This window comes from Rhizobium sp. 01N447_2 (assembly GCF_056399245.1).
In genome coordinates this window covers 173,881-199,138 of the sequence record NZ_JBFTQY010000014.1, presented here as the reverse complement: position 1 = coordinate 199,138, position 25,258 = coordinate 173,881, and the positions used below count along the sequence as shown (strand labels likewise).

Annotated in this window: 23 protein-coding genes; 18 read left to right on the top strand and 5 right to left on the bottom strand. The window is 61.5% G+C overall.

Features of this window, described 5'->3' with window-relative positions:
* Positions 1-55 precede the first annotated feature (55 nt).
* The 18 genes from AC1ECN_RS12020 (at position 56) to ureG (ending at position 16,920) form a co-directional block, all read left to right on the top strand.
* Positions 56-1,960, top strand: a complete 1,905-nt coding sequence (locus tag AC1ECN_RS12020) for an acid phosphatase (RefSeq protein ID WP_024319376.1) — start codon at positions 56-58, stop codon at positions 1,958-1,960.
* A gap of 193 nt (positions 1,961-2,153) precedes the next feature.
* On the top strand, positions 2,154-3,446 hold the full coding sequence (gene urtA / locus AC1ECN_RS12015; protein WP_018073718.1) for an urea ABC transporter substrate-binding protein: 1,293 nt from the start codon (positions 2,154-2,156) through the stop codon (positions 3,444-3,446).
* A 115-nt stretch (positions 3,447-3,561) separates the two neighbouring features.
* Positions 3,562-5,199 carry an urea ABC transporter permease subunit UrtB gene (gene urtB / locus AC1ECN_RS12010; protein ID WP_130672999.1) on the top strand — a complete coding sequence of 546 codons (1,638 nt, stop codon included), beginning with the start codon at positions 3,562-3,564 and terminating at the stop codon, positions 5,197-5,199.
* Entirely contained in the window at positions 5,196-6,359 is a 1,164-nt protein-coding gene (urtC, locus tag AC1ECN_RS12005; protein WP_018073720.1) for an urea ABC transporter permease subunit UrtC, read from the top strand. The genes urtB and urtC overlap by 4 nt, the downstream gene beginning before the upstream one ends.
* A 5-nt stretch (positions 6,360-6,364) precedes the next feature.
* Entirely contained in the window at positions 6,365-7,120 is a 756-nt protein-coding gene (urtD, locus tag AC1ECN_RS12000; protein WP_020397630.1) for an urea ABC transporter ATP-binding protein UrtD, read from the top strand.
* A 256-nt stretch (positions 7,121-7,376) separates the two neighbouring features.
* Positions 7,377-8,072: an urea ABC transporter ATP-binding subunit UrtE gene (gene urtE / locus AC1ECN_RS11995; RefSeq protein ID WP_003542323.1), complete on the top strand. Its 696-nt coding sequence runs from the start codon at positions 7,377-7,379 to the stop codon at positions 8,070-8,072.
* A gap of 151 nt (positions 8,073-8,223) precedes the next feature.
* Positions 8,224-9,045, top strand: a complete 822-nt coding sequence (locus tag AC1ECN_RS11990; RefSeq protein WP_020051339.1) for an urease accessory protein UreD — start codon at positions 8,224-8,226, stop codon at positions 9,043-9,045.
* A 111-nt stretch (positions 9,046-9,156) separates the two neighbouring features.
* On the top strand, positions 9,157-9,459 hold the full coding sequence (locus AC1ECN_RS11985; RefSeq protein ID WP_003561955.1) for an urease subunit gamma: 303 nt from the start codon (positions 9,157-9,159) through the stop codon (positions 9,457-9,459).
* A 10-nt stretch (positions 9,460-9,469) separates the two neighbouring features.
* Positions 9,470-9,733, top strand: coding sequence for a DUF1272 domain-containing protein (locus tag AC1ECN_RS11980; RefSeq protein WP_130672998.1), 264 nt, complete (start codon positions 9,470-9,472; stop codon positions 9,731-9,733).
* Positions 9,730-10,035 carry an urease subunit beta gene (locus AC1ECN_RS11975; RefSeq protein ID WP_024319378.1) on the top strand — a complete coding sequence of 102 codons (306 nt, stop codon included), beginning with the start codon at positions 9,730-9,732 and terminating at the stop codon, positions 10,033-10,035. Before AC1ECN_RS11980 ends, AC1ECN_RS11975 begins: the two co-directional genes overlap by 4 nt.
* Before the next feature lie 22 nt (positions 10,036-10,057).
* Positions 10,058-10,465 carry a lysozyme inhibitor LprI family protein gene (locus AC1ECN_RS11970; protein ID WP_018073724.1) on the top strand — a complete coding sequence of 136 codons (408 nt, stop codon included), beginning with the start codon at positions 10,058-10,060 and terminating at the stop codon, positions 10,463-10,465.
* A 16-nt stretch (positions 10,466-10,481) separates the two neighbouring features.
* Positions 10,482-11,105 carry a hypothetical protein gene (locus AC1ECN_RS11965; protein ID WP_024319379.1) on the top strand — a complete coding sequence of 208 codons (624 nt, stop codon included), beginning with the start codon at positions 10,482-10,484 and terminating at the stop codon, positions 11,103-11,105.
* 3 nt (positions 11,106-11,108) lie between these two features.
* On the top strand, positions 11,109-12,821 hold the full coding sequence (ureC, locus tag AC1ECN_RS11960; protein WP_130672997.1) for an urease subunit alpha: 1,713 nt from the start codon (positions 11,109-11,111) through the stop codon (positions 12,819-12,821).
* Positions 12,822-12,851: 30 nt separating this feature from the next.
* Positions 12,852-13,523: a TIGR02117 family protein gene (locus AC1ECN_RS11955; RefSeq protein WP_075225008.1), complete on the top strand. Its 672-nt coding sequence runs from the start codon at positions 12,852-12,854 to the stop codon at positions 13,521-13,523.
* 331 nt (positions 13,524-13,854) lie between these two features.
* Positions 13,855-14,718 carry a GGDEF domain-containing protein gene (locus AC1ECN_RS11950; RefSeq protein WP_018073728.1) on the top strand — a complete coding sequence of 288 codons (864 nt, stop codon included), beginning with the start codon at positions 13,855-13,857 and terminating at the stop codon, positions 14,716-14,718.
* 86 nt (positions 14,719-14,804) lie between these two features.
* Positions 14,805-15,440 (top strand): urease accessory protein UreE, encoded by a 636-nt coding sequence (gene ureE, locus AC1ECN_RS11945; protein WP_018073729.1) that lies wholly within the window; start codon positions 14,805-14,807, stop codon positions 15,438-15,440.
* A 6-nt stretch (positions 15,441-15,446) separates the two neighbouring features.
* Positions 15,447-16,118, top strand: a complete 672-nt coding sequence (locus AC1ECN_RS11940) for an urease accessory protein UreF (RefSeq protein ID WP_018073730.1) — start codon at positions 15,447-15,449, stop codon at positions 16,116-16,118.
* Positions 16,119-16,308: 190 nt separating this feature from the next.
* A complete protein-coding gene (ureG, locus tag AC1ECN_RS11935; RefSeq protein WP_017965817.1) occupies positions 16,309-16,920 on the top strand; it encodes an urease accessory protein UreG in 612 nt (203 codons plus the stop codon).
* A gap of 204 nt (positions 16,921-17,124) precedes the next feature.
* Here the strand turns inward: ureG and AC1ECN_RS11930 are convergent, their stop codons facing one another.
* The 5 genes from AC1ECN_RS11930 to AC1ECN_RS11910 all read right to left on the bottom strand — a co-directional run bounded on the left by AC1ECN_RS11930 (position 17,125) and on the right by AC1ECN_RS11910 (position 25,244).
* Positions 17,125-20,451: an efflux RND transporter permease subunit gene (locus tag AC1ECN_RS11930; RefSeq protein WP_130672995.1), complete on the bottom strand. Its 3,327-nt coding sequence runs from the start codon at positions 20,449-20,451 to the stop codon at positions 17,125-17,127.
* A 12-nt stretch (positions 20,452-20,463) separates the two neighbouring features.
* Entirely contained in the window at positions 20,464-21,654 is a 1,191-nt protein-coding gene (locus tag AC1ECN_RS11925) for an efflux RND transporter periplasmic adaptor subunit (protein WP_130672994.1), read from the bottom strand.
* A 506-nt stretch (positions 21,655-22,160) separates the two neighbouring features.
* On the bottom strand, positions 22,161-23,132 hold the full coding sequence (locus tag AC1ECN_RS11920) for an ABC transporter substrate-binding protein (protein ID WP_018073734.1): 972 nt from the start codon (positions 23,130-23,132) through the stop codon (positions 22,161-22,163).
* Positions 23,133-23,190: 58 nt separating this feature from the next.
* Positions 23,191-24,318 (bottom strand): ABC transporter permease, encoded by a 1,128-nt coding sequence (locus AC1ECN_RS11915; RefSeq protein ID WP_130662093.1) that lies wholly within the window; start codon positions 24,316-24,318, stop codon positions 23,191-23,193.
* Positions 24,315-25,244 carry an ABC transporter permease gene (locus tag AC1ECN_RS11910; RefSeq protein ID WP_018073736.1) on the bottom strand — a complete coding sequence of 310 codons (930 nt, stop codon included), beginning with the start codon at positions 25,242-25,244 and terminating at the stop codon, positions 24,315-24,317. Before AC1ECN_RS11910 ends, AC1ECN_RS11915 begins: the two co-directional genes overlap by 4 nt.
* Between the last annotated feature and the right edge of the window lie 14 nt (positions 25,245-25,258).

The window sequence follows — 25,258 nt, the reverse complement described above, 5'->3', positions numbered from 1 at the left end:
GTCACATAAGGGCTCTAACTCTCCCGGCGTTCGTTCAATCATTTCGGGTATCGCCATGTCTGCTTTAAGCCTTTGCCGCCTGAGCACCGCCCTCGTCTGCCTTCTTTCGATCGTGCCATCGCTTGCCAGCGCCGAGCAGACCACGGCGGCGAAAGCGCCTTATGCGCAGGCCGGAAACACCAACAAGCGTGGTGACGCCTGCTTCTCGACGGTGGACAGCAACGCCGCCGTTCATCTTCTCTCCGGCTTCCTCGAAATCTGGACCCCGCGCACGCCTTTCGTCGATGCGGGTGTCGAAGCCCCGGCCAAGGATAATTGCCCGGCGGTCGCCAAGACGGATTGGGACGGCATTCCTTCTAGCAAGACCGACGGCCATATCGTCAACCAGGCCGTCCATGACGCCAACATCGCCTATGTCGTCAAAGCGACGCGGGCGCGGACTGCCGATCAGGCGGTGGCCGCCTATCTCGACGATCGGCGCGGCAAGAATGCCAGCATCGTCGATGGCCTCGGTCCGCTGACAGATGCCTGGAAGGCCGGCTCGAAGCAGATCACCACGATCACCGAGGTGGCGGCCGACGCGACGACGGTCAAATATGACGACAAGGGCAACAATCGCGGCGCCGGCAGCAAGCCGGACGCGGAAAACAAGACCGATGCCAACCCCGACATGGGCCTTGCAATCGACTTCATCAACGCCGCAAGCGGTGATGGCTCGACGGAGCCGGCCAAGCGCTATTTCAAGTATGGCCGTCCCTACCGCTGGAGCCAGGACGTGTCGGTCGTCCCGACGCTGGAGCCCGCCAAGAGCGGCAAGCCGGTCGAGGACGGCGGTTTCCCGAGCGGGCATACGGCGGAAGCCTGGCGGGATGCGCTGGCCATGGCCTATCTCGTGCCGCAGCGCTTTCAGGAAATGATCACGCGCGCCAGCGAACTGGGTGAAGACCGCATCCTCGCCGGCATGCATTCTCCTCTCGACGTGATGGGCGGCCGGATGCTCGGCACGGCTACGGTCGTCTACAATCTGAATAAGCCCGATAATGCCGCGCTGAAGAACGACGCTTACAGCCAAGCGCAGTCATGGCTTATCGCCAAATCAGGCGTTGCGGATGCGGGCGCGCTCGAAGTCGCTGCCCATGCGGCACCGCTGGCTACAGATCGTTTCGCCGATCATGACGCCAATCGCGCTTACGTGCTGCAGCGCTTGAGCTACGGCCTGCCGACGATCCATGCGACCGATCAGCCGGCGCGCGTGCCGCAGGGCGCCGAAGCGCTTCTCGAAACGCGTCTGCCCTATCTGGGCGGCGAGCAGCGCCGCGACGTGCTGAAGACAACGGAAGTCGCCTCCGGCTATCCGCTCCTCGACGATGCGGAAGGTTACGGCCGTCTCAACCTCTTTGCCGCGGCCGACGGTTATGGTGCGTTCGAGCAGGACGTGACCGTGACGATGGACGCGGCAAAGGGCGGTTTCAATGCGATCGACACCTGGCGGAACGACATCACCGGCAAGGGCAGGCTGGTGAAGCGCGGCGAAGGCATCCTCGGGCTGTCGGGCGCCAACAGCTATGCCGGCGGTACCGTGCTGGAAGAGGGCGCGCTGGTGGCCCTCTCGCCGTCGGCCTTCGGTACCGGCGGCCTGACGGCTGACCGCGGTTCGCTCGTTCTGGCAGCGGACAAGCCCGTGACCATCGGCGGCGACTATCAGCAGCTTGCCACGGCCGTGATGAAGCAGAGGCTCGGCGTGAACGGCGAGGGTACGCTGATCGTCCATGGCAAGGCGGTGCTGGCCGGCGAGCTCGATGTGACGCTTGCCGACGGTTTTGTCCCGACGCCTGGAACGAAGATCGAGATCCTGAAGGCGAGCGCCGTGACTGGCGCCTTCGAAAAGCTGACCGTCGCAGGCCATAGGGCGAGCCTCTCTTACGGTCCGACGGCTATCGTCTTGACGATCGACGGATAATTCCTCCGAGAGGATCGACAAGGCATCTCCCGCGGTGGGGATGCCACCTCTTCCGGCCTGCTGCCTGTTTGCCCCCCGCGCCTACGTCAATCGACGTATGTGTTTTCGCGCAGCAGCACCCGATAGTTCTTTAAGCAACAGTTAATCTCCGTTTCCGGTCTGTTGCGGAACAAGAAGAGGGGAGTTCAACCAGATGAATCTCAAATCCACTATTACGGGCGCAGCGCTCGGCGCCGTCATGGCGGCGTCGGCCGCCTTCGGCGGTGCAGTTGCCGCCGATGACACGATCAAGGTCGGCATTCTGCACTCGCTCTCCGGCACCATGGCCATCTCCGAGACGACGCTCAAGGACGCCATGCTGATGCTCATCGACGAGCAGAACAAGAAGGGCGGCCTTCTCGGCAAGAAGCTCGAGGCCGTCGTCGTCGACCCGGCTTCCGACTGGCCGCTGTTTGCCGAAAAGGCACGTGAGCTGATCCAGAAGGACAAGGTTGCCGCCGTCTTCGGTTGCTGGACGTCCTCGTCGCGCAAGTCCGTTCTGCCGGTTTTCGAAGAGACCAACTCGATCCTCTTCTACCCGGTCCAGTATGAAGGCGAAGAGTCCTCGCGCAACATCTTCTACACCGGTGCTGCTCCGAACCAGCAGGCCATTCCTGCCGTCGACTACCTGATGGAAAAAGAAGGCGTCAAGCGCTTCGTTCTCGAAGGTACGGACTACGTTTATCCGCGCACGACCAACAAGATTCTCGAGGCATACCTGATTTCGAAGGGTATTCCGAAAGAAGACATCATGACCAACTACACGCCGTTCGGCTTCTCCGATTGGCAGACCGAAGTTTCCAAGATCAAGGAATTCGGTTCGGCCGGCAAGAAGACCGCCGTCGTCTCTACGATCAACGGCGATGCCAACGTTCCGTTCTACAAGGAACTGGGCAACAAGGGCATCAAGGCAACCGACATCCCCGTCGTCGCCTTCTCGGTTGGCGAAGAAGAGCTTGCCGGCCTCGACACCAAGCCGCTGGTCGGCCATCTCGCTGCCTGGAACTATTTCGAGTCGGTCGAAAGCCCTGCCAACAAGAAGTTCATCAAGGACTGGCACGCTTTCACCAAGAACGACAAGCGCGTGACGAACGACCCGATGGAAGCTGCGTATATCGGCTTCAATGCATGGGTTAAGGCCGTCCAGGCTGCCGGCACGACCGATACCGACAAGGTTCTCGACACCATCATCGGCGTCAGCGTTCCGAACCTCTCCGGCGGTTATGCGACCGTCATGCCGAACCACCACATCACCAAGCCGGTGCTGATCGGTGAAATCCAGGCCGACGGCCAGTTCGAAATCGTCCAGCAGACACCTGCCGTCGTCGGCGACGAATGGTCAGATTTCCTGCCTGACTCCAAGGATCTGATCTCCGATTGGCGCAAGCCGATGTCCTGCGGCAACTTCAACGTCGCTACGGGCAAGTGCGGTGGCAAGGGCTCCTGAGTACGACCCCGATCCGATGATTGCCTGAAGGATTCCGTCCGGGTTTGATCCCGGGCGGAAGCTCCGTCCCAGCGATTGCGCCGCGAGGCCAACACTATCAAGGGCGAGAAAGCCGATGTATCGCGCCATAAAGATTTTCCTCATCACGGTTTGCCTGACATTTTCGGGCCTGACATTTTCGGGCGTGATAATCTCGAGCGAAGTCCAGGCCCAGGACGATATCCGCGTGCTTATCGACGCGCTCGGCGTCGGCGACTTCCCGGAACGAGAAGCGGCCATCAAAGCGCTGGTCGCTTCCAAGGACCAGCATGTCAGCCAGATCCTGCAGCAGTTGAGCGACGGCCTTCTCTACGTCAATTCCGATGGCGGACCCGTTCTTCTCCAGGGCGGTACCGATGACGAACCGACTTATTCCGATCCGATCACCGGCGAAGCCGCTGCCGATGTCGATCCGGATCTGATGACGAAGGTCAAGATCAATAACGCGCTTCGCGGCGTCATCGGCGCCGCCACCAGCCAGTTGACGCTGATGAGCCCGGACCGTTCCGCGCGGCTTGCCGCAGCGCAGGGCCTTCTGAAAGATGCCGATCCCGCCAATCTCGACCTGCTGAACTCGGCGCTTGCGGCCGAAAAGGACGCTGAGATCAAGAATACGATGGAAGCGGCCCGCGCAGTGTTGCTGCTCAAGACGGATGCGAGCGTCGAAGACAAGAAGGCTGCGATCGATACGATCGCGGCGCGCGGCAATCGCGATGCGCTGACCATCCTCACGACCACACTCGAAACCGCGCCTGACGACCTGAAGCCGGCGATCCAGGCGGATATCAGCTCCATCAATCGCAGCCTGGCGCTGTGGGATATCGTCCAGAACATCTGGTACGGATTGTCTCTCGGCTCGGTGCTGCTGCTTGCCGCGATCGGCCTTGCCATCACCTTCGGCGTCATGGGCGTCATCAACATGGCGCATGGCGAAATGGTGATGATCGGCGCATACACCACCTATGTGGTGCAGGAATACATCACCTCCGCCTTTCCTGAACTTGCCGATTATTCGCTGGCCTTTGCCGTGCCTGCGGCCTTCGTCTTTACCGGCTTCGTCGGCCTGGTGATCGAGCGCGCCGTCATCCGTTATCTCTACGGCCGGCCGCTCGAAACGCTGCTCGCCACCTGGGGCGTGTCGCTCATCCTGCAACAGGCGGTGCGCAGCATCTTCGGCCCGACCAACCGCGAGGTCCGCAATCCGACCTGGATGTCCGGCGTCTTCGATCTCGGCGGGCTCTCCATCACCTGGAACCGACTGTGGATCATCGTCTTTTCGATGGTGGTCTTTGTAGCGCTGCTTCTGCTGCTCAAGCGGTCCGCCTTCGGCCTGCAGATGCGTGCCGTTACGCAGAACCGGCGCATGGCGTCGTCGATGGGCATCCGCACCGGCTGGGTCGATGCCTTCACCTTCGCGCTCGGCTCGGGCATTGCCGGCATCGCCGGCGTGGCGCTCAGCCAGATCGACAATGTCTCGCCGAACCTCGGTCAATCCTACATCATCGACAGCTTCATGGTCGTCGTCTTCGGCGGTGTCGGCAATCTCTGGGGTACGCTGGTCGGTGCACTGTCGCTCGGCGTCGTCAACAAGTTCCTCGAGCCCTTCGCCGGTGCCGTGCTCGGCAAGATCCTGGTGCTCGTCCTCATCATTCTCTTCATCCAGAAGCGTCCCCGCGGACTCTTCGCACTCAAAGGAAGGGCGGTGGAAGCATGATAACGGCCTTCCTTCTCCGATCACTCGATCGCAAGATCGTCATTGCCATCGCCCTCCTGCTTCTGGTCGCCGTCCTTGTGCCGGTCCTGAACCTGATGACGGGGCCGACCAATCCGCTACACGTGCCGACTTATATCATGTCGCTGTTCGGCAAGTATCTGACCTATGCGCTGCTGGCGCTGGCGCTTGATCTCGTCTGGGGCTTCTGCGGCATCCTCTCGCTCGGCCACGGGGCCTTTTTTGCGCTCGGCGGCTATGCGATGGGCATGTATCTGATGCGCCAGATCGGCACGCGCGGCAGCTACGGAGACCCTGTTCTGCCCGACTTCATGGTGTTCCTGAACTGGAAGGATCTGCCCTGGTTCTGGTACGGCTTCAACCATTTCTGGTTTGCGGCGCTGATGGTGCTCGTCGTGCCCGGCCTGCTCGCCTTCGTCTTCGGCTGGTTTGCCTTCCGCTCACGCGTCAACGGCGTCTATCTCTCGATCATCACCCAGGCGATGACCTACGCGCTGCTGCTGGCCTTCTTCCGCAACGACATGGGCTTCGGCGGCAATAACGGCCTTACCGATTTCAAGGACATTATCGGTTTCAACGTCCAGGCTGACGGTACGCGTGCAGTCCTCTTTGCGGCAACGGCTATCTTCCTTGCTCTGTCGCTGCTGCTCGCCTCGGCGATCGTGCGCTCGAAGTTCGGCAAGGTGCTGGTCGGCGTGCGCGATGCGGAAAGCCGCACCCGCTTTCTCGGTTACCGCGTCGAGCACTTCAAGCTCTTCACTTTCGTCGTCTCGGCGATGATGGCTGGTATTGCCGGTGCGCTCTACGTGCCGCAGGTCGGCATTATCAATCCCGGCGAATTCGCGCCTGCCAATTCGATCGAAGTCGTCATCTGGACGGCTGTCGGCGGGCGGGCGACGCTGATCGGCCCGATCATCGGCGCGATCCTCGTCAACGGCGGCAAGACGATCTTCACCGGCCTCTTCCCGGAGTTCTGGCTGTTTGCGCTCGGCGGCCTCTTCGTTGCCGTCACGCTGTTCCTGCCCAAGGGCGTCGTCGGCACGATCGCCCAATATCTCGGAAAGCGGAAGAAGGTCTCCAATTCTGCTCCGCCGGCGGTGCAGGAAGATGGCATCGAGCCGAAAATACAGGCAGCGGAGTGAGCACCATGATCCCCGACGTCAAACCCAACAGCGTACTTTATCTCAACGGCGTCTCGGTTTCCTTCGATGGCTTCAAGGCGCTGAATTCGCTGTCGATCGTCATCGAACCCGGTGAACTCAGAGCCATCATCGGCCCGAACGGCGCCGGCAAGACGACGATGATGGATATCATCACCGGCAAGACCAGGCCCGACGAGGGCGAGGTTTTCTTCAACGGCACGATTGACCTCACCAAGAAGGACGAGGCCGATATCGCCCAGCTCGGCATCGGCCGCAAGTTCCAGAAGCCCACGGTGTTCGAGAGCCATACGGTCTGGGACAATCTGGAGCTGGCGCTGAACCGCCGTCGCGGCGTGTTCTCGACGCTGTTCTACCGGCTTTCTGGCGAGGACAAGGCGCGCATCGAGGAAATCCTCGAAACCGTGCGGCTGACGCATCGCCGCGACGAATTCGCCGCCAATCTCTCGCACGGGCAGAAGCAGTGGCTGGAGATCGGCATGCTGCTGGCGCAGGAGCCGAAGCTCCTGCTCGTCGACGAGCCGGTGGCCGGCATGACCGATGCGGAGACGGCGGAAACTGCGATCCTGCTCAAGGATATCGCCAAAACCCGGTCAGTCGTCGTCGTCGAACATGACATGGGTTTCATCCGAGACCTCGGCGTCAAGGTGACCTGCCTTGCTGAAGGATCGGTGTTGGCGGAAGGCTCGATCGACTTTGTGAGTTCGGATCCGAAGGTCATCGAGAACTATTTGGGGCGGTGATGATGCGGTCGATGTTTCTGGATTGGTCTGAAAGGGGAGCGACATATTCCCTCTTCTCCCCAGCGGGGAGAAGGTGGACCGAAGGGTCGGATGCGGGGGCCGCACGGCACGCCGCTGATAACCTTTCGCCTTCGCTCGAGGTGCTCGTCGCTGTTGCTTCTCAGCCCCCTCATCGCCTCGCTGCGCTCGGCACTTCTCCTCGCGGGGGAGAAGAGGGTGCTCGCATCGCCGGCACGGCAAACAAGGATGTCGCATCATGCTGACAGTCGAAAACGCAAACCTCCACTACGGCGCCGCTCAGGCGCTGCGCGGCATCTCGATCAAAGCGGAGATGGGCAAGATCACCTGCGTGCTGGGGCGTAACGGCGTGGGGAAGAGTTCTCTTCTGCGCGCCGTTACCGGCCAGCATCCGCTGTCGGCCGGCACCGTCACCTTCAATGATACCAAGCTCAACGGCCTGCCGCCCTTTGCCCGCGCCAAGCAGGGCATCGGCTATGTGCCGCAGGGGCGTGAAATCTTCCCGCTGCTCACCGTCAAGGAAAATCTCGAAACCGGCTTTGCTCCGCTTGGCCGCCGCGACCGCAACATCCCCGATGACATCTTCAGTCTCTTCCCGGTGCTGAAGTCGATGTTGTCACGTCGCGGCGGCGATCTTTCTGGCGGGCAGCAGCAGCAGCTGGCGATCGGGCGAGCCATGGTGACGCGGCCTCGGATTCTCGTGCTCGACGAGCCGACCGAAGGCATCCAGCCGTCGATCATCAAGGATATCGGCCGGGCGATCCGCTATCTGCGCGACTCCACAGGCATGGCGATCCTGCTCGTCGAGCAGTATCTCGATTTCTGCCGCGAGCTTGCCGACTACGTCTATATCATGGACCGCGGCGAAATCGTGCATGAAGGGCTTGCCGAGACGCTGGATACGCCAGAGGCCCGCCGCCATCTGACTGTCTGACCGGCAGATGCCGCATTTTGCAGCAGAGGGCGCGGCGCCTGGAAAACCGTCCGCCGCCGCCAGAGGCCTGCTCGGGGCGGCATAGGAATTGCTTGCTTTCCGCTATCCGCGCGCTTGAATGAAAACCAGGGGCGCGACCGAAAGGGACGATATGACGATCGCGGCGGCAGGCACGAGACCGCAAAGAGCGGAAGGGCGCGGGCATCTGGCGGCAAAGCTGTTCGATGGCCGCACGCGCATCCGTGAACTCTATCAGGAGGGGGCAGCGAAAATTCGCCTGCCCGATACCTTCGATGCCTCCATGGAAGCCGTCATCATCAATACCGCCGGCGGGCTGACGGGCGGCGATCGGATGGATTGGAGCGTTGATGCCGGCGCCGGCACGCGCATCGACGTCACCACTCAGGCTTGCGAGAAGATCTACAAGGCATCGGCCGGCATCGCCGAGGTGGCGACCAGCATCAAGGTCGGAGCCCAAGCCCGCGTCGACTGGCTGCCGCAGGAAACGATCCTCTTCGACCGGGCCGCACTTTTCCGCCGGCTGGATGTCGATCTTGACGAGAGCGCCGAATTTCTGGCCGTCGAAGCCGTGCTGCTCGGCCGCAAGGCTATGGGTGAGGCGGTGGTATCAGGGCTCTTCCGCGACCGCTGGCGCATCCGCCGTTCGAGCCAACTCATCCACGCCGAAGAACTCAGACTTTCCGAAGGCGTGGCGGCGCTGGCGGCGCGGCAGGCCGTGCTCGGCGGGCAGGTGGCCTTTGCGACGTTGCTTTATGCCGGGCCGCTTTCAGAAGCCTATCTCGGCAAGGTCCGGCCGCTCGTCGAAGGATCGATGGGCGGTGCGAGCGCTTGGAATGGCAAGCTCGTCGTCCGTCTTGCAGCAGCCGACGGCTTCTCACTCAGAAAAATCCTGATCCCCGTCATTTCCGCCTTGCGCAATGGTGCGCCTGTGCCGAAAGTCTGGAATCTATGAACCAGAGCATGATGCCGAAAAGTGTGAGCGGTTTTCGGGCGACATCGTGCTCTAACTCTTTAATGTAGAACAGGATCATCCTGTTCTAGGCATGAAGCAGATGGATAAGCGATGAACCTCACTCCGAGAGAAAAAGACAAGCTGTTGATTTCCATGGCGGCGATGGTGGCGCGGCGGCGGCTGGAGCGCGGCGTCAAGCTGAACTATCCCGAAGCGATCGCGCTGATCAGCGACTTCGTCGTCGAAGGCGCCCGCGACGGCCGCCCGGTTGCCGAGTTGATGGAAGCAGGCGCCCATGTGATCGGCCGCGACCAGGTGATGGAGGGGATTGCAGAGATGATCCACGACGTGCAGGTGGAGGCGACGTTCCCGGATGGAACCAAGCTCGTCACCGTGCACGAGCCGATCCGTTGAGGAGAGAAGAATGCTCGCGCTCAGGCCCAATTGCGAATGCTGCGACAAGGATCTGCCGCCTGATAGCATTGAGGCACGGATCTGCACCTATGAATGCACCTTCTGCGCCGATTGCGTGGACGGCGTGCTGAAGGGTGTCTGCCCGAACTGCGGGGGCAATCTCGTCGCCAGGCCTATTCGGCCGGCGGTGATGCTCGCCAAAAATCCGGCATCGACGAAGCGCGTACTGAAGGCCGAGGGCTGCGCCCAAGGCGGCTTAAGGAGGACGAGATGATTCCAGGCGAGATCATTGCCGCAAGCGGCGACATCGAACTGAATGCCGGCGCGCCGACGGTGACGCTGGAGGTTTCCAATACCGGCGATCGGCCTGTGCAGGTCGGCAGCCACTATCATTTCGCCGAGACCAATGCCGGGCTTTCCTTCGATCGCGCGGTAGCACACGGCAAGCGGCTCGATATCCCGGCGGGGACGGCGGTGCGCTTCGAGCCGGGGCAGACGCGCTCGGTGACGCTGATCCCGCTTTCCGGCAAGCGCGAGGTCTACGGTTTCCGTCAGCTGGTGATGGGCGAGCTTTAAGAACAAAATACGGGAGAAGTGCATGCGCTTGAATATCTGCCTCGTCGGGGCGGCGATGCTGCTGACGGCAGGTGCTGCCTCTGCTCAGGATATGAATTGCAACAATCCCAAGACGCAATCGGACATGACTGGCTGCGAGGCGGCGCGCCACGAGACTGCCGACAAGGCGCTGAATGCGCAGTATAAGAAGACGCGCGCCGCCCTGGCGGCGATCGACAAGGACCTGGATGGCGACATGAAGGGCGCAGAGCAGGCGCTGGTCAAGGCGCAGCGCGCCTGGATCGACTATCGTGACGCCGAATGCGACGCCTTTGGATTTCAGGCCCGTGGCGGCACGATGGAGCCGATGCTGGTCGCGGGGTGTCTCGCCAACATTACGGACAAACGCACGAAAGAGCTGAAAGAGCTCGAAGATACGATGAGCAACTAGGGTGATCAGGAAAATCATGATCGTCGGCAATGGCGACATCGAGGAGGGCGGGGCTGGCATCATCGATGCCGCCGATATCGTCATCCGCTTCAATGATTGCCGCTCCTATGGCGCCGGCGGCAGCCGCACGGATGCCGTCGCGGTCTGCAATACCGGCAGGCCGGCAAAGGCGATGGTCGGTTCGCGTGAGTGGCGGGCCCATCCGGGCGTCGTTTCGGCTGGCGAAATCTGGAGCGTACGCGACCCGGAAAAATTCGCCGCGATGCGGGCGCCGCTTGCCGTCTCTCATCCGGAACTCGACGATTTCTGCGACGACTATACCGCTGAGTTCAGCGCCTTCTGCGCAGACACCGGCAAAAGGCACGTCGTCATCGGCAAGGCGGTTCACGAGGCCGTCGATGCCTCGCTTTCGGCCTTTGCTCCTTCGCCCTATGTCGTGCCGAGCAGCGGGATGATCGTCATTGCCGAGGTGCTGAACACATATGCCGAAGCCGAGGCGACACTTGCCGGCTTTGGCCACGTCGGCTGGGAATGGCACCCGTTTTCGGCCGAACGACAGCTTGTCGATAGCTATATTGCCGCTGGCCGCCTCAAGCGGCTCGGCGGAGAAACACTCGTCTCTTCCTCCCAAGGAGCCTGATAGATGCCCTACAAGATCTCGCGCGCCGCCTACGCCGGCATGTTTGGACCGACCACCGGCGACAAGGTGCGCCTTGCCGATACGGAGCTCTTCATCGAGATCGAGAAAGATTTCACCACCTATGGCGAGGAGGTGAAGTTCGGCGGCGGCAAGGTGATCCGCGACGGCATGGGCCAGAGCCAGGTGACGCGGGCGGACGGTGCGGTCGATACGGTCATCACCAATGCGGTGATCGTCGATCATTCGGGCATCTACAAAGCCGATATCGGCCTCAAGGACGGGCGCATCGTTGCGATCGGCAAGGCCGGTAATCCCGACATGCAGCCAGGCGTCAACATCATCGTCGGCCCCGGCACGGAGGCGATCGCTGCCGAAGGCAAGATCGTCACCGCTGGCGGTATGGACAGCCATATCCATTTCATCGCACCGCAGCAGATCGAGGAAGCGCTGATGAGCGGCATGACCTGCATGCTGGGCGGCGGCACGGGACCGGCGCACGGCACGCTTGCCACCACCTGCACGCCCGGTCCCTGGCATCTCGCGCGCATGATCGAAGCGGCCGACGCCTTTCCGATGAACCTCGCCTTTGCCGGCAAGGGCAATGCCTCGCTGCCGGGGGCGCTGACCGAAATGGTACTGGCCGGCGCCACGTCGCTGAAGCTGCACGAGGATTGGGGCACGACGCCCGGCGCCATCGACTGCTGCCTGTCGGTTGCCGACGAATACGACGTGCAGGTGATGATCCACACCGATACGCTGAACGAAAGCGGCTTCGTCGAGGATACGATCGGCGCCATCAAGGGCCGCACCATCCATGCCTTCCACACGGAAGGAGCCGGCGGCGGGCATGCGCCTGACATCATCAAGATCTGCGGCCAGCCGAACGTCATCCCGTCGTCGACCAATCCGACGCGTCCCTATACGGTCAATACCATCGCCGAGCATCTCGACATGCTGATGGTCTGCCACCATCTGTCGCCGTCGATCCCCGAAGATATCGCCTTTGCCGAAAGCCGGATCCGCAAGGAGACGATCGCCGCCGAAGACATCCTGCACGATATCGGCGCCTTCTCGATCATCTCGTCCGACAGCCAGGCCATGGGCCGCGTCGGCGAGGTGGCGATCCGCACCTGGCAGACGGCCGACAAGATGAAGCGTCAGCGCGGCCGGCTGAAGGAGGAAAAGGGCGACAACGACAATTTCCGCGTCCGCCGCTATATCGCCAAATATACGATCAATCCGGCGATCGCCCATGGTCTCAGCCGTGAGATCGGCTCGGTCGAAGTCGGCAAGCGCGCCGACCTCGTGCTGTGGAATCCTGCCTTCTTCGGCGTCAAGCCCGATATGGTGCTGCTCGGTGGGTCGATCGCGGCCGCGCCGATGGGTGATCCGAACGCCTCGATCCCTACGCCGCAGCCGGTACACTACCGGCCGATGTTTGCCTCCTATGGCAAGAGCCTCACCAATTCCTCCGTCACCTTCGTCAGCCAGGCCTCGCTCGATGCCGGCCTGAAGGGACGGCTCGGCGTTGCCAAGGAACTGGTCGCGGTGAAGAATACGCGCGGCGGCATCTCCAAGGCATCGATGATCCACAACGACCTGACACCCGAGATCGAGGTCGATCCGGAGACCTACGAGGTCAGGGCGAACGACGAATTGCTGACATGCGAGCCGGCGACGCTGCTGCCGATGGCGCAGCGCTATTTCCTGTTCTAAGCCCGCGCCCATGTGCGACGGACGGTTCCTATGAGGACAGGCATCCGCTGGTTGTTGCGGATCGTATTTCTGCTTGTGCTTTCGGCGGCCTGTGGGACCTTTATTCCCCGGCCGTTGATTGCGCCGGTCGAGGCGTCGTCTGCCGCAGTGACGCATCGGATTCTGCTGCTGTCGGGCCCGATCCATACCGATATTGCCATTCCGCTCGACGCGGAAACGCGGGCGGCCTTTTCCTTCCTCGACAATACTGGTTTTCCGCTCGGCCATCCGAATGCGGAGTGGCTCATTATCGGCTGGGGCGGTCGTGCGTTCTATCTGGAAACTCCCACATGGGCGGAGCTGAAGCCGCTGCCGGTGTTACGCGCGCTGACGATCGACCGTTCGGTGCTGCATGTGGACCTTGCCGGTCATATCACGGAGCCGCAGTCCACCGTTACGGCATTCAATGTCAGTGAGGATCAATTGGTGCAGCTGCGCGATTTTATCTCCGAGAGCTTCGTCCGCGACGCGGGCGCGGTGGTGCCGATTCCGGATGCGGGTTACGGCGAGATCGACCGGTTCTTTGAGGCCAGGGGATACTTCAACGCCCTCTTCGGCTGCAACACCTGGACTGCCGCTGCCCTGCGCTCGGCTGGGCTTCGAACCGGCATATGGAACCCGCTTCCACAAGCATTGCGATTGTCTGTTGCTGTCTACAATTGAAGCAGCCGTCGGGCCGGTCCGCTCTTAAAGTGAATTGTGAATAGCACTCTCCATATGGTTGTAAAAATCGGTGGAAAACCCGGTATTTTCTCAAGCTAAGCCATTCTGGAACAGCTGCATCGGGAAGCTTGATAAACCCCTTTTATATCAATCGTTTAACTGTCTCTCCCCACTGTTCGATTCAGGGATTGGAAAGCTGCATCCCCTGCTAGAAAAATTCTGTCCATCGAAACGTCCGAAACCGTTCGAATTTTAACGAGTCAATTAAGACACCCGCAGCAATTGGGCTCTTATCAATGCCTGGAAACGCCGAGCAGGAAGGTTGATTCTCATGAGAAACTGGATTTCGCTGCAGGCCGATTTTGGCGATCTTCAATACCGCAAGAACGTCTATGTCTTCGCCCTGAAGATGGCTTTTCTTGCCGTTATTCTCTCAGGAGTCATTATCGCATTGACGATGCCGTCGCTCGATCTTCTCGGGCTTCTACCGGTGACGCTCGCCCATGCAATCGGCTTCAGCGCGATCTTCTCCTGGCTGATCGGCGGTACCGTTTCCGGCATGCTCTCGCTGTTTGCCGGCTTTGCCATGCGCGATCTCGCGCTCTCGCGGGCGGAATTCGAAAAGCTCAGCCGCACGGATACGCTTTCCGGACTGCTCAACCGGCGCGCTTTTACCGAGGCGCTTGAGAATACCGATGGCAACGCGTCGCTGGTCATTTTTGACGTCGACCGTTTCAAGACGATCAACGACCGCTTCGGCCATGGCTGCGGTGATGCCGTCATCATCGCCGTTTCGGCCATGCTGACATCCGCCTTCGATGAGATGTCCGTCGTCGCACGGCTGGGTGGGGAGGAGTTCGGCGTCATCGTCTCCGGGGAGCCGCTCGAGGCGCGTATGGAGCGCGTCGAAAGCGTCCGAGCCCGGATCGCCGGCGGCGCCATGAAAGCCGAGGGGCACGATATCCGCATCACCGTTTCCGGCGGCGTTGCCGATCTCGTCGCCGGGCGCACCAAGCAGGCGGCCTATGCCTCCGCCGACCGGGCGCTCTATCTCGCCAAGGCACTTGGGCGCAATCGCGTCGTCCACGAACGGGAAGGTCTGCATCACGCCTGGCACGGGCTTGTCGACAACGGCGTCGATGGCGAGAACAGAGGCCCGGAGAGCGACAATGTGATGCAGGCTTACGGAATATAAAAGCCGCACCCGGACGAAAGGGCATTGGTGCTTGCATCGGGAAGAGCTATTTTGCATGGTCGTCCTCTCAGCAAAACGGACATATCATGCAGCGCGTCACCTCTTATCTTCCCGCCGGAACCCCTTCCTCCCATCCGATCGCCCAGGTCAAGCTGCCGCATGATCTGCGCCATCTGCGCCGCAAACTGCTGCATCTGGAAAATGGCGAAATGGTCATGCTCGATCTCAAGGATCCGGTGCTTTTCGCCAATGGCGACCTGCTGGTGCGCGACGACGGTGAACTGATCGAGATCCTCGCCGCCGACGAGAAGCTCTTCGAGGTTCGCGGACGCGACCGAACGCATCTGGTCGAGCTCGCCTGGCATCTCGGCAACCGGCATCTTGCGGCCCAGATCGAGGAAGACCGCATCGTCATCCTGCGCGATCATGTCATCCGCACCATGCTGCAGGGCCTCGGCGCCGTCGTCCTCGAGATCGATGAGCCGTTCCAGCCGGCGCGCGGGGCCTATCATTCCCAAGGTGGGCATTCTCATGGGCATGATCACGATCACAATCATGACCGCGGGCATGATCACGACCTTGATCATAATCACGGCCATGACCATGATCATGAACATGGCTACGAGCATGAGCATGAGCACCGCCACGATCGCGGTCATGATCATGACCACGGGCAGGATCATGGTCATGTCCACGGACATCAGGACCACAAGCACGACTGAGCCTTGATGACCAGGGATCGCGAGATGCAGGCACTGCTGCGCCTGACGGCATGGCTCTCACCGGCCTTTCCGATCGGTAGCTTTGCCTATTCGGGAGGGCTGGAGCGGGCGGTAGCCGACGGGTTCGTTACGGATGCGACCTCGCTTGCGGCCTGGATCGGCACTTTGGTCGGCAACGGTTCGGTCTGGAACGATGCGGTGCTTCTGGCCGAAAGCCACAGGCAACAGGCAGAACCCGCACGCCTTGCCGAAGTCGCTGCACTCGCTGAGGCGCTGGCCGGATCGCGCGAAAGGCATCAGGAAACGATGCTGCTCGGCGAGGCTTTCCTCGCGGCGGCGCGGGCCTGGCCGGACGGCGTGTTCGAGCGGCTACCTGACAAGGTCGCTTATCCCATTGCGGTCGGGGCGGTGACGGGCGCGCACGGTATCAGGCCTGAGAAGGCGCTCGTCGTCTTCTTGCATGCCTATGCCTCACAAGCGGTTTCATCAGGCATCCGCCTCGGCGTCGCTGGGCAAAGGGGTGGCGTTGCCGTGCTTGCCGGCCTCGAAGAGCACCTCGCGGAGATCGCCCGGCGGGCGGCGACCTCGACGCTCGATGATCTGGGTTCGGCGACGGTGCAGGCCGATATTGCCAGCCTGCGCCACGAGACGCAGGCGACGCGGCTGTTCCGCTCGTGATTGTCCGAAATTATCGCTGCGGCGAGAGCAATTCCAGCAAAAGTGCGCAGCGGTTTTGCGTCCGGAATTGCGTGAAAACAAAAAGATAGAGCGCTTCCGTGATTCGAAGAAAAACAAGCGCTCTAAGTCATTTGACGGTGGCGCGGGCGGGCGGCTTCGTTATCATCGGGGTTCGATTGGAGTAAGGCACATGAAATCAAGAAACGGACCTTTGCGTGTCGGCATCGGCGGGCCGGTCGGCTCGGGCAAGACGGCGCTGACCGAAAAGCTCTGCAAGGCGATGCGCGACGACTATTCCGTCGCCGTCGTCACCAACGATATCTATACGACCGAGGATGCCGAGGCGCTGGTGCGGATGCAGGCATTGACTTCGGACCGCATCGTCGGCGTCGAGACAGGCGGCTGCCCGCATACCGCCATTCGTGAGGATGCGACGATCAATTTGCAGGCGATCGCCGGCCTCAACCAGCGGATCCCCGATCTCGACGTCGTCTTCATCGAATCCGGCGGCGACAATCTGGCGGCGACCTTTTCGCCTGATCTTGCCGATATCACCATCTATGTTATCTCCGTCTGTCAGGGCGAGGAAATCCCGCGCAAGGGCGGGCCCGGCATCACCCGGTCGGACCTGCTCGTCATCAACAAGAAGGATCTGGCACCCTATGTCGGTGCCGATCTCGACGTGATGGACCGGGATGCGACGCGCATGCGCGCTTCGCGCCCCTTCGTCTTCTCCGACATGAAGCGCGGCGACGGCGTCAGCTCGATCGTCAGCTTCCTCAGGGAGCAGGGCGGGCTCTAGATCCGGATTTAGGCCGGATCGGCCTAAAAACATCCGGATCAAAATCAAAGAATTAGAGCATGATGTCGTCCGAAAACCGCTCACACTTTTCGGCATCATGCTCTAAAAACCGCTGCACACTTTTGCGCGACATGCGTTGGAAATGAACGAAAAACGAAACGGGCCGGGAGATCGCCCCCGGCCCGTTCATTTCCTGGGTTTTGCTTATTCCGCCGCGAAGGGCGGCAGGCGGAGCACGTTGGTGTCGTTGCCCTTGGCGCTCTTGCGTTTGCTTTCCGGCTTTTCGATCGCGGTCAGGCGCTCTTCCAGCGAGTCGATGTCGCTGCTGTTCTCGCGGGTGACGCGGGTAAGATCCTCGCGCGACAGCGGCAGTTCCTCTTCGTCCTTCCTGCCGACCAGGCGGCCGAAAGCCCAGCCGAGCAGGCGGGACAGATCGTCCATGATCAGGAAGAAGGAGGGCACGACGACGAGCGAGAGCACGGTCGAGACGATGATGCCGCCGATCACCGCAATCGCCATCGGCGCGCGGAACGAGCCGCCTTCGCCGACACCGAGCGCGGAGGGCAGCATGCCGGCCGACATGGCGATCGAGGTCATGATGATCGGACGGGCGCGCTTGCGGCCGGCTTCGACCATGGCCTCGACGCGAGGCATGCCCCGGTGGCGCATCTCGATCGCGAAGTCGACGAGCAGGATCGCGTTCTTGGTGACGACACCCATCAGCATCAGGATACCGATCATGACGGGCATCGACAGCGGATTGCTGGTGACGAGCAGGCCGGCCGCGACGCCGCCAATGGCGAGCGGCAGCGAGAACAGGATGGTGAAGGGCTGGATCACGTCCTTGAAGAGCAGGATCAGCACCGTCAGCACCAGCATGAGACCCATCAGCATGGCGTTGACGAAGCTCTGCTGCATCTCGGTCTGCACCTTAGTGTCGCCGCTTTCGGCAAGGTGCACCGTGGCGGGGATGTTGGCCCCATTGACGATCTCGCGGAAGCGGGCCGAAGCCGTGTCGAGCGCCACGCCCTGCGGCAGGTCGGACCCGATCGAGACGACGCGGTAGCGGTTGTTACGCTTGATCGAGCTTACGCCTTCCGAATAGTCGATATTGGCGACGCTTGCGAGCGGAACGGTGCCGCCGCTGGCGGTCTGGATCTTCAGCGCCCGGATGGCTGCGAGATCGCGGCGCATGTCGAGCGAGGTCTGGACACGGATCGGGATCTGGCGATCGTCGAGCGAGATCTTGGCAAGGGCTGCGTCGACATCGCCGATGGTGGCGACGCGGATCGTCTCGGAGATCTGCTGCGGCGTGATGCCGAGGCGGGCCGCCTCATCCTTGCGCGGATGAACCTGCAGTTCCGGACGGGGCAGGGCGCCGTCGGCGCTGACATTGGCAAGCAGCGGATCGGCGCGGAGCTTGGCTTCCAGAATACCGATGGCGTCGTTCAGGTCCTTGTCACTCTTGGAGAGGAAGTTGAAGGAGAGGTCGCGTTCGCCGCGGTCATTGAGCTTCAGGATATGGACGTCGGGAATGTCGTGCAGCTTGGCGAAGACTTCCTTTTCAATATTCCATTGCGGACGTTCGCGGCCGTGGACTTCCACCTTCGGCAGCATTGGGCCGATGACCGGGATATGGCCGAGCACGTCGTTGACCATCTTCTTGACCAGCGATTGGTCGAGCTTGTCGAGTGCCAGCGTGACGGTCGCCCGGCGCAGTTCGAGATCGCCCTTCGGCGATGCGCCGCCGAGAACGAAGACGCTATCGACGCCGTTAATGTCCTTGACCCTGTCGTAGATCGCATCCGTCGTCTTCTCGGTGTCGTCAAGCCGTGCATTGGGAGGCAGTTCGACGGAGAGAACGATGCGTGAAGCGTCTTCCGGCGGCAGGAAGCTGCCGGGAACCTGCATCAGCAACATAACGGAGCCGACCAGGAAGGCGAACGCGACAATCAGCGTCGCATAACGCGTGTACCAGCGTCCCGTCGTGCCACGTATGAGACGGGTGTAGCCGCGCATCAGCAGGCCGTCATTGTCGTGATGATCTTCCATGCCGTCTTCGGCGCGCATCAGATAGGCGGCCATCATCGGGGTGATGAGGCGCGCGACCATCAGCGAGAAGAAGACGGAGAAGGCGACGGTCAGGCCGAACTGGATGAAATACTGGCCCGGAATGCCCGGCATGAAGGAAACCGGCACGAAGACGGCGATGATGGTGAAGGTGGTGGCGATGACGGCAAGGCCGATTTCATCAGCCGCCTCGATCGCCGCTCGATAAGGCGTCTTGCCCATCTTGATGTGGCGGGCGATGTTTTCGATTTCGACGATCGCATCGTCGACGAGGATGCCGGTCGCGAGCGTCAAGGCGAGGAAGCTGACGAGGTTCAGCGAGAAGCCCATCAGGTCCATGATCCAGAAGGTCGGGATCGCGGACAGGGGAAGGGCGATTGCCGAAATCAGCGTCGCGCGCCAGTTCCTGAGGAACAGGAAGACGACGATAACGGCGAGCAGCGCGCCTTCGAGCAGCGTATGGATGGCGGCTTCGTAGTTGCCATAGGTGAAATAAACCGAATCGTCGATCAGTTCGATCTTCACGTTCGGGTTTTCGGCCCGCACCTTGTCGAGGCTTTGGCCCACGGTTTCGGCGACGCTGACCTCGCTGGCACCCTTGGAACGGAAAACGCCGAAAGTGACGACGGGCGTATCGTTGAAGCGCGAGAAGGACTTCGGCTCCTCATAGGTGTCCTTGATGACACCAAGATCGGACAGCTTGACGAAGCGGCCGTTCGGCAGCGCGATCGTCGTGTCGGCGAGCTCGGCGACGTTGCGGGCGTCGCCCAGAACGCGGATCGCCTGTTCGCTGCCGGCCACCTGGCCGCGGCCGGAGCCGAGATCGATGTTGGTGCCGCGCAACTGCTCGTTCACGCTTGCGGCGGTGATGCCATAGGCGTTGAGCTTGTCGGGGGTGAGTTCGATGCGCACTTCGCGCTCGGCGCCGCCGTAGCGGTCGACGCGGCCGATGCCGGCCTGGCCCTGCAGCGAACGCTTGATCGTGTCGTCAACGAACCAGGAGAGTTCTTCCAGCGACAGGGCAGGCGAGGAAACGGCGAAGGTCTGGATCGCCTGGCCTTCGACATCGACCTTGGAGACGATCGGTGCTTCGGCGTTTGCCGGCAGATCGCTGCGGATGCGGTCGATCGCGTCCTTGGTGTCCTGCACGGCCTGTTCGGTCGGCACTTCCATGCGGAACATGACGTTGGTCTGCGAGCTGCCGTCGGTCACCGTCGACTGGATCTCGTCGATGCCGGTGATCGAGGCGACGGCGTCTTCGATCTCCTTCGTCACCTGCATTTCGAGTTCAGCAGGCGAAGCGCCGCTTTGAGTCACGCTGATCGAAACCAGCGGTACGTCGATGTTGGGAAAGCGGGTGATCGGCAGCGAGTTGAAGGACTGCATGCCGATGAACACCAGCAGGCAGAAGGCCAGCAGCGGTGCGATGGGGTTTCGAATGGACCAGGCTGAAAAATTCATCGGATGGTCTCTTTAGTTGGAAGCCGGGGGCTGTTCACGCACCGGAGTGATGTGGTCACCGTCACGGACATAGGCGCCCGCCTTGGCCACGACCTCATCGCCGGTCTTCAATCCATTGACGATCTCGACATAGGCACCGTCCTGGATGCCGGTCTCGACCTTGGCGTATTTCACCACCCCATCCTTGACCCTGCGAGCGGAGGAGCCTTCATTGCTGGTCAGCACGGCGGTCAGCGGAAGCGATACGCCCTCAGTCTCGCGCACGATGATCTCGGCGCTGCCATACATGCCCGAGCGCGCCTTGCTGTCGTCGTCGATGGAGATATGGACGAGCCCGAGGCGGGTGACCGGATCGACGGTCGGCGAGACCAGGCGCACGGAGCCGGACAGCTTCTCGCGGCTGCCGGAGAGCGAAATCGTCGCCTTCTGACCGGCCATGACCCTGACGATGTCGCTTTCGGCGACTTCGGCAACGAGTTCGATATCGCCGTTACGAATGATGGTGAAGAGCGGATCGCCGTTGCCGGCGGCGATGGCGCCGACCTTGGCGTTCTTGGCCGAGATCGTGCCGGAGACCGGTGTCTTCACATCGGTGCGCGCCAGTTTCAGATCGGCATCGGCGATCTGGCTGTCGAAGACCTTGAGATCGGCTACGGAAACTTCGATCGCCTGTTCGGCGGAGGATACGCGGGCATTGGCGGCGGCGGCAGTCGCATCGGCTTGTTCGACCTGGGCGGTGGAGACCGTGCCCTTCTTACCCATTTCCTGGGCGCGGGCCTGCTGCTGTCTTGCCTGTTCGGCATTGGCCTGCGCCTCGATGAGCTGGGCGCGCAGCTGGGCAAGGCTTGCCTCACCCTTGGCTCTCGTCGCCAGCATCTGGCTCTGATCCAGGATCAGCGCGTCGTCGTTCAGCGTGGCCAGCGTGCTTTCCGCCTCAACCTTGTCGCCGACATCGGCCTTCAGCGTGCGGATGGAGAGGCCTTCGACCTGCGGCTGGATATAGACTTCCTCGACGGGTTTGACCGTTCCCGTGCCGATGACGCGGTCGACGAGGGTCCGGTTCGTCGCCTGGGTGACGACGATCGCCGGCAGGTTCTGCTGCGGCTTTGCGACCGGCGTCTCCTGCGAAAATGCGGTGGATGCAGCAAGTGCCGCTGCAAAAAGAGTAGAGGCGCCTAGAATTCCAATCGGCTTGCGTGCCATGCGTCTTCGTCCAATCTTGTGATAAGGTTGGCCGAACTCGAGCGTCTGCCACTCAGCGCGCGATCAGGCCACTGTCCTTCCTGCATTCTCAGAGGTATCCGCCGATCCTTTGCCGTCTTCATCCCTCGCCGGCAAATTCGGCTTGTAGGTGGTATCGATTTGCTCGATCTACAAGTCCGGCAGAAAACAATTCCCCATTAGGCGATAATAATTACCATTCCGACGTCAATCAATCACCGCAAGGTTATGTCAACATTACGAAGATTGATCGCGCCTCATCCCTAAGACGTTTGACGCCCGATAAATGCGACAGTTGCAAGGCATTTTTTTCGGTTGTTGGATGCAGATGATTTAGGCCGACCGACCGGAAATCTGAATCATCATCTAAATCAAATAGATAGAGAATGTCGTCCGAATGCCGCGGACACTTTTCGGCATCATGCTCCAGAAAAAGACAAAACGCGCGGGAAATCTCCCGCGCGTTTTGCTTCGCAATCCTGCCGAAATTATTTGGAAGCGGCGTCGGTGATGTCGTGCGTCCAGGCGCCCGACGGCTCCTTGCTGATGATCTTCTGGTCGAGCAGTGCCTTTGCCGTGCGGGCATAGAGCGCCTCGTCCAGCTTGCCGGAGCTGTCGCCGACCAGCTTGGCGACTTCACCCATCATGCGCTTCTGATGGTTGTCGTCCTGGCCGCCATTGTCCATGACGATCTCGGCGGCTTCGTCCGGATTCTCGGTGGCATATTTCCAGCCCTTCATCGAAGCGCGGACGAACTTGACCATCTTCTCCTTGAAGGCGGGGTCCTTCAGCTTGTCTTCCATCGCATAGAGGCCGTCTTCGAGAAGGTCGTTGCCCATTTCAGTGTAGTTGAAGACCGTCAGTTCTTCCGGCTTGAAGCCGGCATCGATCGCCTGCCAGTATTCGTTATAGGTCATGACGGAGATGCAGTCGGCCTGCTTCTGGACAAGCGGCTGCACGTCGAAGCTCTGCTTCAGCACCGTGACGCCGTTCGGACCGCCTTCTGTGGACAGGCCGAGCTTGTTCATCCAGGCGAAGAAGGGATACTCGTTGCCGAAGAACCAGACGCCGAGCGTGTGGCCCTTGAAGTCGGCTTCGGTCTTGACCGGGCCGTCCTTGCGGCAGACCATTTCCAGGCCCGCCTTCTGGTAGGGCTGGGCGATGTTGACGAGCGGAACGCCCTTTTCGCGGGCAACCAGGGCCCCGCCCATCCAGTCGACGATGACATCGGCGCCGCCGCCGGCGATCACCTGCTCGGGGGCGATATCGGGGCCACCCGGCTTGATGTCGACGTCGAGGCCTTCTTCCTTATAGAAGCCCTTTTCCTTGGCGACGTAGTAACCGCCGAACTGGCTCTGCGTGACCCATTTCAGCTGCAGCACCACCTTGTCGGCGGCCATGGCATGGGCCGATGCGAGCGACATCGCGCTCGCCATCATTGCAACCATCAACTTTCTCATTTTCTTATCCTTACCCTCTGAAGTTATGCCCGGACCCGTTTCTGGAGCCCGCGCGCGCCTAGCCACCACGGATAGACGGATGCCAGAACGTCACCGCCCGTTCGGTCAGGGCGATGATGCCATAGAAGATCGAGCCGGCCAGCGCCGCGACGGCGATTTCCGCCCAGACCATGTCGACATTCATGCGGCCGATCTCGGTGGAGATACGGAAGCCCATGCCGACGATCGGCGTCCCGAAGAATTCCGCAACGATGGCACCAATCAGCGCCAGCGTCGAGTTGATCTTCAGTGCATTGAAAATGAAGGGCATTGCCGCCGGAAGCCTGAGTTTCAGCAGCGTTTGCCAATAGCCGGAGGCATAGGTGCGCATCAGGTCGCGCTCCATGCTGCCGGAGGCGGCAAGGCCGGCGACGGTATTCACCAGCATCGGGAAGAAGGTCATGATGATGACGACGGCGGCCTTCGACGGCCAGTCGAAGCCGAACCACATGACCATGACAGGGGCGACGCCGATGATCGGCAACGCTGAAACCATGTTGCCGATCGGCAGAAGGCCGCGGCGCAGGAAGGCGATGCGGTCGGCCAGCACCGCGACGACGAAGCCACTGAGACAGCCGACGATATAACCGATCAGCACCGCCTTGAAGATCGTCTGCCTGACGTCCGCGCCGAGGATCGGCAGCGATGCCATGAACCGCGCGCCGATGGCGCTCGGCGGCGGCAGCAGGATGAAGGGAACGCCGGCGCCACGTGTGACCGCCTCCCAGAGAATGAGGATCCAGGCGCCGAAGATCGCCGGGATCAGGAGCTGGAGTGCCGACTTGCCGGAAGTGGTGACGGGCTGCAGTTTCGACAGCTCGGTGACACATCGCCAGGCAAGCAGCCAGCAGGCGAAGAGCAGCAGGAAGAAAGCCCGCGTCGCCGCGCCCTCGTTGCCGGAAAGAGCCGAAAGCAGCATCCAGGCAGCCCCATGCGCGCCGATAAACAGCACGGTGGCACGATAGGCCGGCGGCTGCGGCGCTAGAGACAGCAGGGCAGCCGCGACGACGATGATGAAAATGAGGCTTGCCGTGCCATCGGTGAGGGGTCGCGTCGCGCCGTCGGCCAGGAGCGGCAAGGCCGTCAGCGCTCCGACGCAGAGGAAGAGGGCAACCACGCCTTGCCAGGAGAAGGTCAGATGTCTCATGCCGGCCTCCCGCCCATGGCGCGGTCAACGATTTTCGCCGCAACACCGACAATCGCGACCAGGATGCCGGCAAGCAGCGATCCGGCGACGAGGGCCGCCCAGATATCGATGGTCTGGCTGTAATAGGAGCCGGCGAGCAGCTTCGAGCCGATGCCGGCGACAGCACCCGTCGGCAACTCGCCGACGATGGCGCCGACGAGGCTGGCGGCGATCGCGACCTTCATCGAGGTGAAAAGGAATGGGATCGAGGCTGGAACGCGCAGCTTCCAGAAAGTCTGCATCGGGCTGGCATAATAGGTGCGCATCAGGTCGAGATGCATGATCTCAGGCGAACGCAGCCCCTTCACCATGCCGACGGCGACCGGAAAGAAGGAGAGGTAGGTGGAGATCAGCGCCTTCGACACGAGCCGGGAAGCGTCGGAATCGAGATTGAGGAGATGTGCAATGGCATTGTCGCCGGTCAGCACGTTATAGGAGATGATGACGATCATCGGCGCGATGGCGAGGATCGGTATGGTCTGGCTCGCCACCAGCCAGGGCATCAGCGAGCGGTCCATGGCGCGGTTATGGACGATCAGCACGGCGAGAAGGATGCCGAGCAGCATGCCGAAGCCGAAGCCGAGCAGGGTGGAGGAGAGCGTTACCCAACTGTGATAGACGAGGCTGCGGTTGCTCGAAAGGCTGCGCAGGAAGGTGTTCTCGTAGACGTTCTGCGCCACCTGATGCGGCGCCGGCAGGATCGGCTTCGGCTGCGCCAGCGTCTTGCCGATGAATTCGAGGGTCGAAGGTGTGACGCCGGCGCGGCCGTCCATGTCGCGCTGGAACGGCGCGTTCATGAGGATGGCGGCGACATACCAGATGACGACGAGGGCCAGCAGGATGGTGGTGACGGGGACGATCTTGTCCTTGAAGGTGTCGGGTTTCATAGGATTCGCTCCCA

Coding starts and splice junctions, on each gene's coding strand:
- AC1ECN_RS11970 (WP_018073724.1), top strand. CDS start 10,058: ATGCGCTTGAATATCTGCCTCGTCGGGGCGGCGATGCTGCTGACGGCA.
- AC1ECN_RS11915 (WP_130662093.1), bottom strand. CDS start 24,318: ATGAGACATCTGACCTTCTCCTGGCAAGGCGTGGTTGCCCTCTTCCTC.
- AC1ECN_RS11940 (WP_018073730.1), top strand. CDS start 15,447: ATGACCAGGGATCGCGAGATGCAGGCACTGCTGCGCCTGACGGCATGG.
- AC1ECN_RS11990 (WP_020051339.1), top strand. CDS start 8,224: ATGACGATCGCGGCGGCAGGCACGAGACCGCAAAGAGCGGAAGGGCGC.
- urtA (WP_018073718.1), top strand. CDS start 2,154: ATGAATCTCAAATCCACTATTACGGGCGCAGCGCTCGGCGCCGTCATG.
- ureE (WP_018073729.1), top strand. CDS start 14,805: ATGCAGCGCGTCACCTCTTATCTTCCCGCCGGAACCCCTTCCTCCCAT.
- AC1ECN_RS11955 (WP_075225008.1), top strand. CDS start 12,852: ATGAGGACAGGCATCCGCTGGTTGTTGCGGATCGTATTTCTGCTTGTG.
- AC1ECN_RS11950 (WP_018073728.1), top strand. CDS start 13,855: ATGAGAAACTGGATTTCGCTGCAGGCCGATTTTGGCGATCTTCAATAC.
- urtE (WP_003542323.1), top strand. CDS start 7,377: ATGCTGACAGTCGAAAACGCAAACCTCCACTACGGCGCCGCTCAGGCG.
- AC1ECN_RS11930 (WP_130672995.1), bottom strand. CDS start 20,451: ATGAATTTTTCAGCCTGGTCCATTCGAAACCCCATCGCACCGCTGCTG.
- ureG (WP_017965817.1), top strand. CDS start 16,309: ATGAAATCAAGAAACGGACCTTTGCGTGTCGGCATCGGCGGGCCGGTC.
- AC1ECN_RS11985 (WP_003561955.1), top strand. CDS start 9,157: ATGAACCTCACTCCGAGAGAAAAAGACAAGCTGTTGATTTCCATGGCG.
- urtB (WP_130672999.1), top strand. CDS start 3,562: ATGTATCGCGCCATAAAGATTTTCCTCATCACGGTTTGCCTGACATTT.
- AC1ECN_RS11910 (WP_018073736.1), bottom strand. CDS start 25,244: ATGAAACCCGACACCTTCAAGGACAAGATCGTCCCCGTCACCACCATC.
- AC1ECN_RS11975 (WP_024319378.1), top strand. CDS start 9,730: ATGATTCCAGGCGAGATCATTGCCGCAAGCGGCGACATCGAACTGAAT.
- urtD (WP_020397630.1), top strand. CDS start 6,365: ATGATCCCCGACGTCAAACCCAACAGCGTACTTTATCTCAACGGCGTC.
- ureC (WP_130672997.1), top strand. CDS start 11,109: ATGCCCTACAAGATCTCGCGCGCCGCCTACGCCGGCATGTTTGGACCG.
- AC1ECN_RS11925 (WP_130672994.1), bottom strand. CDS start 21,654: ATGGCACGCAAGCCGATTGGAATTCTAGGCGCCTCTACTCTTTTTGCA.
- AC1ECN_RS11980 (WP_130672998.1), top strand. CDS start 9,470: ATGCTCGCGCTCAGGCCCAATTGCGAATGCTGCGACAAGGATCTGCCG.
- AC1ECN_RS12020 (WP_024319376.1), top strand. CDS start 56: ATGTCTGCTTTAAGCCTTTGCCGCCTGAGCACCGCCCTCGTCTGCCTT.
- urtC (WP_018073720.1), top strand. CDS start 5,196: ATGATAACGGCCTTCCTTCTCCGATCACTCGATCGCAAGATCGTCATT.
- AC1ECN_RS11965 (WP_024319379.1), top strand. CDS start 10,482: ATGATCGTCGGCAATGGCGACATCGAGGAGGGCGGGGCTGGCATCATC.
- AC1ECN_RS11920 (WP_018073734.1), bottom strand. CDS start 23,132: ATGAGAAAGTTGATGGTTGCAATGATGGCGAGCGCGATGTCGCTCGCA.